This is a genomic window from Serratia sp. BNK-33-b, from assembly GCF_048684565.1.
Classification (GTDB): domain Bacteria; phylum Pseudomonadota; class Gammaproteobacteria; order Enterobacterales; family Enterobacteriaceae; genus Serratia; species Serratia marcescens.
Map to the genome: position 1 here is coordinate 303,447 of NZ_JBLQTZ010000001.1, position 14,635 is coordinate 318,081.

Annotated in this window: 15 protein-coding genes; 8 read left to right on the forward strand and 7 right to left on the reverse strand. The window is 62.1% G+C overall.

Annotation, left to right across the window (positions count from 1 at the left end; translation table 11 throughout):
* Positions 1–86 precede the first annotated feature (86 nt).
* Positions 87–992, forward strand: coding sequence for a maltose operon protein MalM (gene malM / locus ACMGGK_RS01415; protein ID WP_079450119.1), 906 nt, complete (start codon positions 87–89; stop codon positions 990–992).
* Positions 993–1,047: 55 nt separating this feature from the next.
* Here the strand turns inward: malM and ACMGGK_RS01420 are convergent, their stop codons facing one another.
* From ACMGGK_RS01420 to ACMGGK_RS01430, 3 genes are read right to left on the reverse strand one after another with little or no spacing between them, the layout of a single operon-like run.
* Positions 1,048–2,031: a nucleoside hydrolase gene (locus ACMGGK_RS01420; RefSeq protein WP_206194979.1), complete on the reverse strand. Its 984-nt coding sequence runs from the start codon at positions 2,029–2,031 to the stop codon at positions 1,048–1,050.
* A 22-nt stretch (positions 2,032–2,053) separates the two neighbouring features.
* Positions 2,054–3,055 carry a LacI family DNA-binding transcriptional regulator gene (locus ACMGGK_RS01425; protein ID WP_033639262.1) on the reverse strand — a complete coding sequence of 334 codons (1,002 nt, stop codon included), beginning with the start codon at positions 3,053–3,055 and terminating at the stop codon, positions 2,054–2,056.
* 24 nt (positions 3,056–3,079) lie between these two features.
* Positions 3,080–4,462: an MFS transporter gene (locus ACMGGK_RS01430; RefSeq protein WP_016930279.1), complete on the reverse strand. Its 1,383-nt coding sequence runs from the start codon at positions 4,460–4,462 to the stop codon at positions 3,080–3,082.
* A gap of 392 nt (positions 4,463–4,854) precedes the next feature.
* Here ACMGGK_RS01430 and ubiC point away from each other — a divergent pair, with 392 nt between their 5' ends.
* Both ubiC and ubiA read left to right on the forward strand, forming a co-directional pair.
* A complete protein-coding gene (gene ubiC, locus ACMGGK_RS01435) occupies positions 4,855–5,370 on the forward strand; it encodes a chorismate lyase (RefSeq protein ID WP_033651214.1) in 516 nt (171 codons plus the stop codon).
* Positions 5,371–5,387: 17 nt separating this feature from the next.
* Entirely contained in the window at positions 5,388–6,260 is an 873-nt protein-coding gene (gene ubiA, locus ACMGGK_RS01440) for a 4-hydroxybenzoate octaprenyltransferase (RefSeq protein WP_028127548.1), read from the forward strand.
* A 66-nt stretch (positions 6,261–6,326) separates the two neighbouring features.
* Here ubiA and plsB read toward each other — a convergent pair whose 3' ends face one another.
* Complete coding sequence (gene plsB, locus ACMGGK_RS01445; protein ID WP_028127547.1) at positions 6,327–8,792, reverse strand: glycerol-3-phosphate 1-O-acyltransferase PlsB; 2,466 nt, start codon at positions 8,790–8,792, stop codon at positions 6,327–6,329.
* Between the two features lie 148 nt (positions 8,793–8,940).
* Between plsB and ACMGGK_RS01450 the strand changes: the two genes are divergently transcribed.
* From ACMGGK_RS01450 to ACMGGK_RS01465, 4 genes are all read left to right on the forward strand, one after another.
* On the forward strand, positions 8,941–9,309 hold the full coding sequence (locus tag ACMGGK_RS01450) for a diacylglycerol kinase (protein WP_016930276.1): 369 nt from the start codon (positions 8,941–8,943) through the stop codon (positions 9,307–9,309).
* A gap of 102 nt (positions 9,310–9,411) precedes the next feature.
* Positions 9,412–10,020 (forward strand): transcriptional repressor LexA, encoded by a 609-nt coding sequence (lexA, locus tag ACMGGK_RS01455; RefSeq protein WP_004936736.1) that lies wholly within the window; start codon positions 9,412–9,414, stop codon positions 10,018–10,020.
* Positions 10,021–10,123: 103 nt separating this feature from the next.
* A complete protein-coding gene (gene dinF, locus ACMGGK_RS01460; RefSeq protein ID WP_420276630.1) occupies positions 10,124–11,461 on the forward strand; it encodes an MATE family efflux transporter DinF in 1,338 nt (445 codons plus the stop codon).
* Positions 11,462–11,775: 314 nt separating this feature from the next.
* Positions 11,776–11,985, forward strand: a complete 210-nt coding sequence (locus ACMGGK_RS01465; protein ID WP_004936743.1) for a CsbD family protein — start codon at positions 11,776–11,778, stop codon at positions 11,983–11,985.
* Between the two features lie 101 nt (positions 11,986–12,086).
* Here the strand turns inward: ACMGGK_RS01465 and zur are convergent, their stop codons facing one another.
* Positions 12,087–12,599 carry a zinc uptake transcriptional repressor Zur gene (gene zur / locus ACMGGK_RS01470; protein ID WP_015379223.1) on the reverse strand — a complete coding sequence of 171 codons (513 nt, stop codon included), beginning with the start codon at positions 12,597–12,599 and terminating at the stop codon, positions 12,087–12,089.
* 245 nt (positions 12,600–12,844) lie between these two features.
* Here zur and ACMGGK_RS01475 point away from each other — a divergent pair, with 245 nt between their 5' ends.
* Complete coding sequence (locus ACMGGK_RS01475; protein ID WP_033639268.1) at positions 12,845–13,417, forward strand: sugar O-acetyltransferase; 573 nt, start codon at positions 12,845–12,847, stop codon at positions 13,415–13,417.
* Between the two features lie 30 nt (positions 13,418–13,447).
* On the opposite strand, the gene ACMGGK_RS01480 is transcribed toward ACMGGK_RS01475, so the two are convergent.
* Both ACMGGK_RS01480 and ACMGGK_RS01485 read right to left on the reverse strand, forming a co-directional pair.
* Positions 13,448–13,993 carry an RNA polymerase sigma factor gene (locus tag ACMGGK_RS01480; RefSeq protein ID WP_049299929.1) on the reverse strand — a complete coding sequence of 182 codons (546 nt, stop codon included), beginning with the start codon at positions 13,991–13,993 and terminating at the stop codon, positions 13,448–13,450.
* Between the two features lie 18 nt (positions 13,994–14,011).
* Positions 14,012–14,545 carry a tetratricopeptide repeat protein gene (locus ACMGGK_RS01485; protein WP_016930272.1) on the reverse strand — a complete coding sequence of 178 codons (534 nt, stop codon included), beginning with the start codon at positions 14,543–14,545 and terminating at the stop codon, positions 14,012–14,014.
* Between the last annotated feature and the right edge of the window lie 90 nt (positions 14,546–14,635).

The window sequence follows — 14,635 nt, forward strand, 5'->3', positions numbered from 1 at the left end:
GGAGGGCCGCCGGCTCTCCCCCAACCGCATTCGCCGCGGCCCGATCTCTTGCCTGATCCGCCGCGGTGCTGAAAGAGGATATAACGATGAAAAAGAATCTGCTGTCACTCTGCCTGTCGCTGGCGCTGACCGTCGGCGTGCCTTTGGCGGCCAACGCCGATACGCCGGCCAACGTTTCCGTCGCGCCGGCCATCAGCGCCGCCACGCTGCAAAGCCTGCCGTGGCAGCCGCTGCAGCCGCCGGTGTCGCAAGAAGTGAAGCTCGACGCCGTCAGCCCGCAGCTCAATCAGGGCGAGATCCAGGGGGCGATCGCCGCCTATACCCTGCCGGCCGATCGCGGTTCGCTGGAAGTGACGCTGAGCAGCCTCGCCAAAAACAATTCGCTGTACGCGCCGAGCGTGCTGGTGCTGGATGAGCATTTGCGCCCGGCGGCATATTACCCGAGCAGCTATTTCCCGTATCAGCCGCCGGGGGCGATGTCCTCCGATCGTCTCGAAGGCACGCTGAAGCTGACGCCGGCGCTCGGGCAAAAACAGATTTACCTGCTGGTGTACACCACCCGCCAGGATTTGGCGAAAACCACGCAGCTGACTAACCCGGCCAAGGCCTACGCGCAGGGCGTGGGCAACGCGGTGCCGGATATCCCGGATCCGATCGCCGGCCACGCGACGACCGGCACGCTGAAGCTTAAGGTCACCGCGGAACAGGGCACCGGCAACGTGATGATCGGCATGCTGCAGCCTGCGCCGACCGTGGCGCCGGTGGTGGTGGGATCAACCGCACCGGCCGCCGTGGCGGCGCCGGCACCGACCCCGGAGAAACCGGCGGAGCCGATGCTCAACGATACCGAAAGCTACTTCAATAACGGCATCAAGCAGGCGGTGAAGGCGGGCGATATCGACAAGGCGCTGAAGCTGATGAATGAGGCCGAGAAGTTGGGCTCGACCACTGCGCGTAAAACGTTTATCAGCAGCGTTAAAGGCAAGGGGTAACACCCGGCGCTGCCGATGCTGGCTCGATGATTGGTGCGCCTTGGCGCACCTTTTTTCATCCGCGCGCCAGCGTTGCGCCGATCAGCGTCAGCAGACGGGGGTTGTCCACCTGCTGCATGATGCGCACCGGCTTGCCCTGCGGCGGCGGCAGGCCGACCGTCAGGCGCAGGCCGCCCGGCCGCCAACGGCGTGAGCTGCCGCGCGTCAACGCCCCTTCCAGCGCCACATCCACATGGAACATTTCGGTCGTGACCAACTGCGGTTCCAACAGCCAGGCGATCACCAGCGCATCATGGATCCAGCAGCCCGGCAGGCACCGCGTATAGCGCGAATAGTCGATCCACGGCTGCGTGGTGGCGCGCAAATAGCGGCACAGCGGCGTATCCGGCTGGGTCAGTGCGGCCAGATCCGCCTGGGTCAGCATGGTCTGGGTGGTGACGTCCAGCGGGGCCAGCGTGATATTGGCGCCGCTGTTCAACACCAGCCGCGCCGCTTCCGGATCCAAACCAAAATTGGTGTCCTTGATGTATCCTTCGACGTTGAACACGCCGCCCATGATCACGATCTCTTTCACCGCCTGCGCCATCTGCGGGTAAAGCTGCATGGCGTGCGCAACGTTGGTCAGCGGGCCGATCGCCGCCAACGTGATCTCGCCGGGATGCCGACAGATCAGTTCGCCGATGGCGATGGCGGCGTCCGGTGCGGGCGCGTTGGCCAGCGAGGGTGCGGGCAAGTCGCGCCACAGCGCCGCCAGCTTGGGATCGGCGATTGGGCGGTCCAGATGAGCGCGCCATGGCTCCGGCGGCTCGCTCAGGGCGCGCGCCGCGCCGAGGGCGACCGGCACCTGGTAGCCGCTTTGCGCCAGCAGATCGGTGGCGACGGCGAAGCCCACTTCGCGCGGGGTATTGCCGGCCACGATGCTGATCAGCTCCAGCTGCAGCTGCGGTTTGGCCGCCAGCGCCAGGGCCAGCGCCAGACCGTCGTCGACGTTGGCGCCGGGAACGCCGTTACCGGGATCGCAATCAATGATTAAACGCATAGTAAGGTGTCCTGAAAATCCGCTAACAGCCGCATGAATGGCGGATGCGCAGTTGAAAAGCGAATTCATGCAGCTCGGCGGGCGCGGCGCCGGCGGCCAGCATGGCGATGGCCCGCTTGGCCATGGCGTCGATCGGCTGCTCGACCGCGCTGAGCGGCGGCACGCTGAATTCGGATTGCTGCGTGCCGTTAAAACAGATCAGCGCCAGATCGTCCGGCGCGCGCAGCCCATGTTCCGCCAGCGCCGACAGGCAGCCGAGCGCCTGCTGCTCGTTGGAGGTGAAAACGGCGCGTGGGCGCGGGCCTTGCACCATGCGCTGGGTGGCCTGGTAGCCGCCCTGGCGGGTGTAGGGGACCTCGAAAATCCACTCGTCGCGCGGCGCGATGCCCGCCTCCAGCAGCGCATCGCGCCAGCCGTTCAGGCGATCCTGCGCGTTGAGCATGGTTAGCGGGCCGATAAAAATGCCGATGTCGCGATAGCCATGCTGCAGCAGATGGCGGGTCGCCTGGCAGGCGGCGTCGCGCTCGTCGACGCGGATGGCGCAGACCCCGGCCTGGCTGTCGATGGTATCTATCATCACGCAGGGCGTGCCGGAGGCGCGGATCAGCTCGAACCACGGATGGCGATCGACGCTGGTGTACAGCAGGCCGTCGACCTGGCGGCGCAGCAGGTTGTTGATCAGCTCATACTCGCGCTGCCGGTCGTCGCCGGCGTCGCCCAGCAGCAGCACGCGGCCGCGGCTGAAGGCCTCTTGCTGCAGCGCCCGCGCCAGCGTGGCGAAGAACGGATTGGAAATATCCGGCACCACCAGCCCATAGGTTTGCGTGCTGCCGGAGGCCAATGCCCGCGCGATGTCGTTCGGCCGGTAGCCGGTCTGCTCGATCGCCGCCAGCACGCGCAGCCGGGTGGCTTCCGCCACCGGGCGAGGGCCGTTGTTGATCACGTAGCTGACCACGGCGACGGAGGTGCCCGCTATGCGAGCCACGTCGGCGCGGGTAACGCGGCGCGCGGAGTGATTATCCAAATTGAGGTCCTGTTCGCCTTCCCGCTACGCGGCATCCTGCGGCAGATTGAGATCGCGGCCGCGGGTTTCGGGAGCAAAGAAGGTGGTGATTAAGCCGATGGCCGCCATTACAACAAAATAGCAGGCGACAGGCCACCAGTGACCGAAACCGGACAGCAGCGCGGTGGCGATCAGCGGCGCGGTGCCGCCGGAGAGGATCGACCCAAGCTCCTTGGCGAACGCCATTTTGGAGTAGCGGTTCTTCACGCCGAACAGTTCGACGCCATAGGCCGCCTGTACGCCGAAGATCCCCAGCGATGCGATGCACATGCCGACCACGATCACCGAGATGACGATCGCCGGCTCACGGCTGTCGAGCAGCCAGAACGCCGGGAAAGCGTACAGCACCAGCAGCAGGCAGAACCACCGGTAGGTGATGCGGCGGCCGAAGCGATCGGAGAGCCAGCCGGCCAGCGGGATCACCAGAAAACCGCACAGTGAGGCGATCAGCACCGCCAGCGCCGGCACTGATTTATCGACCATCAGCACCTTGGCGACATAGCCGACGATAAAGCCCTGGCACAGGTAGGAGGGGCCGTTTTCGCCGATGCGCAGGCCGAGCATCACCCAGAACGCCTTGGTGCGTTGCAGGTAGCTGCGTGAGTCCGGCGCGGCCTGGGCGGCGTCCAGCATGCGCTGGTGGTTTTGCTGCAGCTCGCGTTCGAACACCGGCGTTTCCCGCACGTGGCGGCGCAGGTACAGCGCCGCGCCGGCGATCAGAATGCTGGCGAGGAACGGAATGCGCCAGCCCCAGCTCATCAGATCTTCCTTGTCGAGCTGCAGCACCAGCAGCCACACCAGCGACGCCAGCAGGGTGCCGCTGTTGGAGCCGATGGCGATGATCGACGCGACCAGCCCGCGCCGCTTGGCCGGCGCGTATTCCGCCAGCATCACCGCCCCGCCGGACAGCTCCGCTCCGGCGCCGAACCCCTGCGCGAAGCGCAGGATCACCAGGCAGGCGGGCGCCCAGACGCCGATTTGCGCATAGGACGGGATCAGACCGATCAATGTGGTGGAGAGGCCCATTAGCGCCACGGTGGTGATCAGCACCACGCGGCGGCCTTTGCGGTCGCCGATCCAGCCGAACACCAGCGCGCCGATCGGCCGCGCGACGAAGCCGACGGAGTAGGTGGCGAAACTGGCCAGCAGCGCCACCAGCGGCGTGGCTTCGGGGAAGAACACGTCGCCGAACACCATGCCGGCCGCCAGGCCGTACAGCGCGAAGTCGACGTATTCCATGGCGGTGCCGAGCCAACAGGAGAAGGTGGCGCGCCAAAATTGGCTGCGCCCCTCTTTGGTTGCCAGGCGTTCATCGGCCGCCAGCGCGGCGTCGGCGGTCTGTGAAGGGGCAAGCGTTGTTTCGCTCATGGCAGTGCTATCCTCTTTTGTTCTGCGCCTGGAGGGGCGCGGTTAAAGATGGTTTCCCTGGTGCCGGCAACAAAGGTGTGCCGACAAATCATGTCGGACGCATGGCGATTCAACGCTGCCGTATCAGGGTATCTACGCGCGTAGATAACACAACGCGAGGAAGCTGAAACTTTGCGGGCGATCACAGAATCGTCAGCGCGCCGGGAAATGAAGATAGAGAATGCGGATGGCAAAAAGATGACAGAACCCCGGTTTTTCCGGCCGACAGACCTGCCGTTTTCGCCACGAATCAGCCTGCCGCTTTCGCATTTCTGCGCTACAATGGGGGCCTGTTAACAGTTTGTATCGTCTGGCGCGCCGTACCGGCTGCGGTTCAGGCGAGGAGTAAAGCAATGTCTGGCATCAGGGATTCCATCCTGCCGCCGCTGGAGTGGTTATCCGAACAGGATCCTCCGGCGCCCGCCGCCGTCAGCGACTGGCTGATGGAGTTAGGCTCCATGACCCGCCGATTTGAACGCCATTGCGCCCAGGTGCGCGTTGAACCGCAGCGCGAATGCTTCGTCACGCGTGAGGCGCTGGGCGACGAGGCGAACCACCTGCCCGACAGCCCGCGCTACTGGCTGCGCGAAGTGGTGCTGCTGGGCGACGACCAGCCCTGGCTGCTGGGGCGCACGGTGATCCCGGAACATACGCTGACCGGCCCCGATCAGGCGCTGGTGGATCTGGGGACGCTGCCGCTCGGGCGCTATCTGTTCAGCAGCGGCGATCTGACCCGCGACTATATCCATATCGGCCGGCAGGACGCGCTGTGGGCGCGTCGTTCACGGCTGCGGCTGGCGGGCAAGCCGCTGCTGCTGACCGAACTGTTTTTACCGGCTTCGCCGCTGTATTCAGCGGTTCCTGCATAAGAGAGGAGAACAAGACGTTGGAGGGAAGCGTGACTCAAAGTAAATGGCGGGCTTACAGCCATTTGATGCGCATTGATAAACCGATCGGCACGCTGTTGCTGTTGTGGCCGACGCTGTGGGCGCTGTGGCTGGCCGGGAAAGGCGTGCCGCCGCTGTCGATTCTGGTGGTGTTCGTGCTCGGCGTGTTCCTGATGCGCGCCGCCGGCTGCGTGGTGAATGACTACGCCGATCGCGCGGTGGACGGCTACGTAAAGCGCACCGCCGGGCGGCCGATGCCGAGCGGCCGGGTGAGCGCGAAAGAGGCCAAAGTGCTGTTCGTGGTGCTGGTGCTGATTTCGTTCTGCCTGGTGTTGACGCTGAATGCGATGACCATCTGGCTGTCACTGGCGGCGCTGGCGCTGGCCTGGGTGTATCCGTTTATGAAGCGGGTGACCAACCTGCCGCAGTTCGTACTGGGCGCCGCGTTCGGCTGGGGCATTCCGATGGGCTATGCGGCGGTCAGCGAATCGTTGCCGCTCAGCTGCTGGCTGCTGCTGCTGGCGAACATCTGCTGGACGGTAGCCTATGACACGCTGTATGCGATGGTCGATCGCGACGATGATCTGAAAATCGGCATCAAGTCCACCGCCATCCTGTTCGGGCGTTATGACAAGCTGATCGTCGGGCTGTTGCAGTTCGCGACGTTGTTGCTGCTGGCGTGGGTTGGTTATCTGGCGCAGCTCGGCGGCGCGTTTTACTGGTCGCTGTTGCTGGCGGGCGCGCTGTTCATTCACCAGCAGAAGCAGATCGCCGGGCGCGAGCGCGAAGCCTGCTTCAAGGCCTTCCTGCAGAACAACTATGTCGGGCTGGTGGTGTTTATCGGCATCGCGCTGAGCTATCTGCCGGCGTAACGGTTTCCTGCAGCAAGAAAAAAGGCACCCCAAGGGGTGCCTTTTGTGTTTTCGCGCCGGGCGAAATCACTCGTCTTTCTCTTCTTCCGCATCGGTTTGCGGCAGAGCGTTAGTCTCTTCCGGCATGTTGACGCTTTCGATGGTCAGCTTGATTTCCGGCGTGATCAGATCGCTCAGCATGCTGTACACCTCGAGGGTGTGTTCGCGGATCGCATCGCCGCTGTCGTTGATGTAGCCTTCTTCACGCAGCGTCGCCACCAGGGTGGAGAACACCGCCTTGTCGAAGAACTCCGGCGCGTTGATGCCGTGCAGCACCGACAGACGCTGCGCCATGATGCGGCTCTCTTTTTCCAGCGCGCCGCGGTTGATGCTCGGGTTGGCGCTGAGGATCGACATGGTGATGGCGTAGCGTTGCAGGGTTTCGCGCACCCCGGCGGCCAGCAGCTGCAGCGGGCGAATGCGCGCCGGGTTGAGCACCAGATCGTCGCCTTTGTCGCAGATCAACTGTTGACGGATCAGCTCGTCGATCATCGGCCGCAGCACGTCCGGCAGCTGTTCCTTGTCGTTATGCAGGAACAGCTCGGCTTTCAGCATCGGGTAGATCATGCCGATCTGGCGCAGCAGTTCGGCGCGCGATACCCGGCGGTGATGCATCACGATGCTGGCGATCAGCGACGGCAACACCAGCAGGTGGTGGATGTTGTTGCGGTAATAGGTCATCAGCACCGCCTGTTCGCGCGGCAGAATGATGATGTCGCCGATGTTGTCCTTTTCCACCTCGAACTTGTTCATGTTCAGCGCGTGATCCAGCAGCTCGTCCGGCGTTTGCGTCGGTACGGTGACGTCATGCGCGTAAGGCGCGTTGCGCATCAGCTGCAGGTAGCACTCGAGCTGTTCGACCAGCTGTTCGCGGGTCAGCGAACGCTGACGCGAGGCCAGCAGCGCGGTGGAACACAGGTTCATGGCGTTGGCCGCGGCGGCATTGTTGATGCGCACCATGATCTGGCCGGCCAGATCGTTGACCGTCGGCGTCAGCCAGCTTGGACGCTGAGCTTCGATCGGATCGATCGACTCGCGCCACTGCGGCACGTTCTGGTTGAGGTAAGCTGTCAACGGCAGCGGTTCGCCGAAGTTGACGTAACCCTGACCCAGGTTGCGCAGCTTGCGCAGGCCGCGCAGCATCTGCGGCAGGCTCTCTTTTTCCTTGGTGGCGCCGCGCAGCTCTTTGGCGTAGGTACCCACTTCCATCACGTGCTCGTAACCGATGTAAATCGGCACCAGCGTGATCGGACGGGTGCCGCCGCGCAGCATCGCCTGAATGGTCATCGACAGGGTGCCGGTCTTCGGCTCCAGCAGGCGCCCGGTGCGGGAACGGCCGCCTTCCACGAAGTATTCCACCGAGTAACCGCGGGTGAACAGCTCGCCGAGGTATTCGCGGAACACCGTCGAGTACAGCTTGTTGCCCTTGAAGGTGCGGCGGATGAAGAACGCGCCCAGGCGGCGGAAGATCGGGCCGGCCGGCCAGAAGTTGAGGTTGATGCCCGCGGCGATGTGCGGCGGCACCAGGCCCTGGTGATACAGCACGTAGGACAGCAGCAGATAGTCCATGTGGCTGCGGTGGCAGGGCACGTAGACGATCTCGTGGCCGTCCTGCGCCAGCTGGCGCACGCGCTCGGCGTTGGTGACGTTGATGCCCTGATACAACCGGTTCCAGGTCCAGCTCAGCACGCGGTCGGACAGACGCACGGTTTCGTAGGAGAAGTCGGCGGCGATCTCTTCCATCAGCGCGATGGCGTTCTGCTGGGCCTTCTCGTGCGAGATCTTCTTGCTGCGCGCTTCGTCCTCGACCGCTTTTTCGATCGCTTTGGACGCCAACAGCTTGTTGAACAGATCCTGACGGGCCGGCAGGCTTGGGCCCACCGCGGCCAGGCGCTGACGCGAGAAGTGCATGCGCGCCACGCGCGCCAGTTTCTGCGCGATGGTTTTATCCGTGCCGTGTTCGGTCGCCATACGGCGCAGCGACACGGTGTTGGAGAAACGCACGAAGCTGTCGCGGCCGAGCCACAGCACGGCGAAGAACTTCTGCACGCCGTTCAACAGACGCAGGTGCGGCGTGCCGTGGCCTTCGCGGCCCGGCGAGCGGCCGAACATGACCGAAACCGGCAGCATCTGAATGTCGAGATCCGGGTTGCTGCGATGCAGATCCAGATAGTCGTGGAACAGCTTTACCGACTCTTCTTTCGGGGTGTAGTAGCGGAACACGCGCGGGCCGTCGTGAATGAACACGTAGCTCGGCAGCACGGTGCCGTCGATCTCCAGCGAGTTGAGCGGATCGGGCAGATCCTGCGCCAGGCACTGGGTGCGCAGCGTCAGCAAATCCGCCTTGGAATTGTAAGGTAAAACATACAAAATCGGCCGTGAGGGATCCAACCCTAGCTCGGTAACCGGATCTGAAGGGATGACCTTACTTCTTACCAACAATTTAAGTGGTAAATTCAATATTTTATAATAAATTTTACGCCAACCTGACATAACAACGTGAAGCCTCTTGTTAGCAATGCGCCGCAAGCATACCAGAAACCGGGTAGCAGATCTGTGGTGTTCGAAAACCGAGAGCCGTCAGCGCCGACTGTTCTAGACTCTTTTTATTATGACCGACCTCTGAGAAAGGCACGAAAACATGGCAAACCAAGCAACCGGACTGACCCGCATCATCAAGGCCGCCGGCTATTCCTATAAAGGGCTATCCGCCGCCTGGCAGCACGAAGCGGCTTTCCGCCAGGAACTGGTGGTCACCCTTCTGGCTATCATACTGGCTGTCTGGCTGGATGTGGGTGCGATAGCGCGCATTTTATTGATCGGATCGGTAGCGCTGGTGATGATCGTCGAGATCCTGAACAGCGCGATCGAGGCGGTGGTGGATCGCATCGGCAGCGAACATCACGAGCTGTCCGGGCGGGCCAAGGACATGGGATCGGCGGCGGTGTCGCTGGCGATCGCGCTGGCGCTGTTCGTTTGGGGCACGGTCTTATGGCAGCATTTCGGCTGACGAAAAGCGCCTACTGACTGATTTTTATTTATTCTTCGGTTCCCAATCCGCGCTTACCTGTATATACTCACAGCAAGACTGTATAAACAAACAGGGGGCGGAATGAAAGCACTAACTACCAGACAGCAAGAGGTCTACGATCTGATTCGCGAGCACATTTCGCAAACGGGCATGCCGCCAACGCGTGCCGAGATCGCGATGCGTCTGGGGTTCCGTTCGCCTAACGCCGCCGAAGAACACCTGAAGGCGCTGGCACGCAAAGGCGTGATCGAAATCGTCTCCGGTGCCTCGCGCGGTATCCGTCTGCTGATGGAAGAAGAAGAAGGGCTGCCGCTGATCGGCCGCGTCGCCGCCGGCGAGCCGCTGCTGGCGCAGCAGCACATCGAAGGGCACTACCAGGTGGATCCTTCCCTGTTTAAACCGAGCGCCGATTTCCTGCTGCGGGTGAACGGCATGTCGATGCGCGACATCGGCATTCTGGACGGCGATCTGCTGGCGGTGCACAAAACGCAAGACGTGCGCAACGGCCAGGTCGTGGTCGCGCGCATCGAAGACGAAGTGACGGTCAAGCGCTTGAAAAAGCACGGCAACGTGGTTGAACTGCTGCCGGAGAACAACGAATTCCAACCGATAGTGGTCGATCTGCGTCAGCAGAATTTCACTATCGAAGGGCTGGCGGTCGGCGTGATCCGCAACGGCGACTGGATTTAATCGCCGCGCCATCACCGCCGCTCCCTGTATCAATCGCCCCTGTTTTGGGGCGTTTTTGTTTCTGACTTCGCCCTTTGTCACTCAGTCACAGGAACATCCCATCATGCGCCTGATTTCCGCCTTCACCAGCGACACCGATAAAGCCCTGTGGCGCCTCGCCCTGCCGATGATCTTCTCCAATATCACCGTGCCGCTGCTCGGGCTGGTGGACACCGCGGTGATAGGCCACCTCGACAGCCCGATCTACCTGGGGGGCGTGGCGATCGGCGCGGTGGCGACCAGCTTCCTCTTCATGCTGCTGTTATTCCTGCGCATGAGCACCACCGGCCTCGCGGCGCAGGCGCTGGGGGCACAGAACCCGCAAGCGCTGGCGCGCGCCTTTATGCAACCGCTGCTGCTGGCGCTGTTGGCCGGGGGGGCGATCGTCCTGTTGCGCTACCCGCTGATCGAACTGGCGCTGCGGATCGTCGGCGGCGATGGCGAGGTGCTGGAACAGGCGCGGCGTTTTCTTGAGATCCGCTGGTTAAGCGCCCCGGCGGCGCTGGCCAACCTGGTGCTGCTGGGCTGGCTGCTCGGCGTGCAGTACGTGCGGGCGCCGGTGATCCTGCTGATCGTCGGCAACCTGCTGAACATCGTGCTGGATATCTGGCTGGTGATGGGCCTGGGCTGGAACGTGCGGGGGGCGGCGGCGGCAACCGCCATCGCCGAATACGCTACGCTGCTGCTCGGCCTGTGGTTGGCGTGGCGGGTGATGCGCCTGCGCGGTATTACCCTGCAGATGCTGCGCCAGGCCTGGCGTGGCGATCTGCGTCGCCTGCTGGCGCTCAATCGCGACATCATGCTGCGTTCACTGTTGCTGCAACTGTGCTTTGCGTCGTTGACCATTTTCGGCGCTCGCCTGGGAAGCGAGGTGGTGGCGGTCAATGCGGTATTGATGAATCTGCTGACGTTCACCGCCTATGCGCTCGACGGTTTTGCTTATGCGGTGGAGGCTCATTCGGGCCACGCCTACGGCGCCCGGGACGACAGCCAACTGCGCAAGGTGTGGCACGCGGCCTGCAGGCAGGCAGGGCTGGTCGCGTTGGCCTTCGGCCTGGCGTATGCCGTTACCGGCCAGCAGATCGTGGCGGCATTGACCTCTTTGCCGGAACTGCGTGCGTTGGCCGCCCATTATTTACCCTGGCAGGTCATTCTGCCGTTGGTCGGGGTGTGGTGCTATTTGCTGGACGGCATGTTTATCGGCGCCACGCGCGGCGCCGAGATGCGTAACAGCATGGCGGTGGCCGCTGCGGGATACGGTCTGGCGCTGTTCAGCGTGCCGCTGCTAGGCAACCACGGGCTCTGGCTGGCGCTGGCGGTGTTTCTGGCGCTGCGCGGCCTGGCGTTGGGCTGGATTTGGCACCGTCATCAGGTGCGCAGCAGTTGGTTTGCTGCACGCTAGGTCGAACGCTTTGTTGGGTTATTTATTAATTTATCTTATGTTTTGCTCATATTTGCTTACATGTTTTTAGTCCAGATTCGTTCGCGTTAGCTCGTTGTTTGTTGGCGTTTTTTGTTTTTATTGTGTTTTTTAATGGTTTTTTATTCTGCAAACTGGCTTTTTTATTTCCACTTTTAACTAGAATGAATCATGTGGCTGGTAAATGAAGGGGAGCGTTGCTTCTTAAGGTGAAGGGAGCATCAGCCAGAAAAGTTTCTGGTTAACCCCGGCCGGCGACAGGGATCACTGATTCACCACAGGTTAACGGAGAGACTATGAATAAAGATCAAGCCGACGGTAACTGGAAGCAGCTGAAAGGCAAAGTGAAAGAGAAATGGGGCAAGCTGACCGATGACGATCTGACGGTCATCGAAGGGAAACGCGAACAGCTGGTCGGCAAAATCCAGGAGCGCTACGGTTACCAGAAAGAGGCGGCCGAAAAAGAGGTGAAAGCCTGGGAAGATCACACCAAACACCGCTGGTAATCTGCAGGGCCGCCATTGAAGGCGGCTTGCACAGCGCAGGCCGGCGTCGCTCCATCCTCTGGCGCTCCGGCCGCAGGTACAGGGAGGTACCTGATTTTGTCTTACTTCTTCTTGATGGCGATGCTGTGATCGTGTTCGGCGCAGTCATGCTTGCTGTCGCAAGCTTCAACTTCCACGCAGCCGGCGCACAGACCGTGCGCTTCCACTACGCTGTGCCGCAGCGCAAATCCGGCCTCCTGAGCCAGCTTTTGCAGCGTTTCCTCTACGCCTTCGGTGGTGCGTTCGGTCACCTGGCCGCAGCGGTCGCAGATAAACAGCGCGGACGTATGCATCGGCTGTTCGAAGTGGTGGCACAGCACGTAGCTGTTGGCGGACTCCACCCTATGGATAAACCCTTGCTCCAGCAGAAAATCCAGCGCGCGGTAGACCGTCGGCGGCTTGGCCTGCGGTTCGGCGACGCGCAGCAGATCGAGCAGGTCGTAAGCGCTGATTGCACCGGGTTGCTGAGTCATCAGACGCAGCACTTCCAGCCGTTGCGGCGTCAATCGCACATTGCGTTGCTGGCAGAGGCGTTCCGCCTGCGCCAGCAGCTTTTCCTGGGTGGTTGAGTTCATCGCAAATATCCCGGTACGTAAAAAAGCCGATTTTACCATGATTACGGCGAATCGCCGAGAGTTGCCCCCTTTTCCCCTGAGGATAGCGCAGAGAAAGGCGCGCTGAGCGCGCTAAAAGAGAGATGCATCACAACTTTTCCCCTCCGCCGGACGGCAAATCAACGTTGCCGGTTTTAGCGCTGGAGAGCGGGGGACGAGAGCGGTATAACGCGCTTCATCCGCGTGATAAGCAGGAGCCTTGTGTGATGACGGAAAGAGAGAAGCTGTTAAGCGGCCTGGAGTACAACAGCCGCGATGAAGAACTGATCGCCCTGTACCATCGAGCCAGGGCGTTGACCAAAAGCCTGGAGGCGCTGGATTCGCATCAGGCGGACGAGAAAAATCGCCTGCTCGGCGAGCTGTTCGGCAGCTGGGGTGAGGCGAGCTGGATCGAAACGCCATTCTGGTGCGACTACGGGCAGCATGTCCGCATCGGCAAAAACTGTTTTATCAACGTCAATGCGGTGTTCCTCGACTGCAACACCATCACCATCGGCGACAACACGCTGATCGGCCCCAACGTGCAAATCTACACGCCGAGTCATCCGCTGAAGGCCGGTGAACGCTTTACCGGCGATCCGGCTTTTCCTTTCCGCACCTCGGCGCAGCCGGTGTCCATCGGCAGCAACGTGTGGATCGGCGGCAACGTGGTGATCCTGCCGGGAGTGACCATCGGCGATGGCACGACTATCGGCGCGGGCAGCATCGTCACCGGCGACATTCCGGCCAATGTGTTGGCGCTGGGGCAGCCGTGCCGGGTTATCCGCGCGTTGGAATAGGGCGCTGAATACGAATCGGCGGCCAGCGGTTTATCGGCGAGTGCGGGGCAAAGGGGGAGGAGGGGGCTTCTTATGGTGCGAATCGTCGTTTGGCAACTGGCGGTCATCGGCCAAGGCCTGACGTGCGGCCGCAAGGCGGCTCATGACGGTGCCGATTGGCACCGCCAGCACTTTCGCCGCTTCCCGGTAGGACAGCCCTTCGACATACACCAAAAACAGCGCGTTGCGCTGGGCCGCCGGCAGCCGGTTTACGCGCCGCATCACTTCATTGAGCCAGACTGGCTGTTCACCGTTGTCCGCATCGCCAAGCTCTTCCGCCGCCATGCAGCCTTGCCCCTGGCGAAGATGCTGGGCGCGAACTTCATTGAGCCAGATGGAGTGCAGGATGGAAAACAACCAGCGATCCAGGTGAGAACCGGGGGTGAATTGCGCGGCGCGTTCCAGCGCACGCACGCAGGTCGCCTGCACCAGATCGTCGGCGATATCCCGCCGGTGCGAAAGCACCAGCGCATAGCGCCACAGGCGGGAGAGATAGTGGCCGAGTTCATCGCGTATCGCATCGCCGCTGATAGTCACCTCCGCAGGCGCGTCGGATCAAGATTCCGGGTGGCGGTCGATGGCTGCCGCCAAATCACGGTACTCCTCGCACCCGGTGCCGCACAGCGACTGGATCACCTGCAGCTGTTGGCGAGCCAGGTCGGGCCGCCCTTTCAGCATATAGGCTTCCCCCAGGTACTCGCGCACTTTGGGGTATTTCGGATCGAGGGCGACTGATTTTAAATAATAGCCGATACCCTCATCGGTGCGGCCAAGTTTGCGCGTGGCGTAGCCGCGATAATTCAGTGCGACGGCGGTGTTGGGATTTTTCAGCGTGTTGAGCATATCGATCGCTTCCTGATAGCGGCCGCTTTTCGCCAGTGCATAGGCATAGTTAGTGCGGTCGGCGTCGTCGACTTTGCTGCTTTTATCCACCGTGCAGGTCTGGGTTTTACTGTCATAGACCTGGCCTTTCGGACAGGTCGGCGGGGTTTGGCTGCTGCCGTCGCCGCCCATCGCCAGCGCCCCGCCGGAAAACAGCAGGCAGCCGGCAATGGTCGATGCCAGCAGGCGTTTAATGAAGCTGTTCATGGTTGTGTCCTCAAGGCAGAGGCGCCGTGCGCGCCCGTAATGAGATAACACCTGAACGCGTGAATTTATTCGCCTTACTCCCGCTTATTT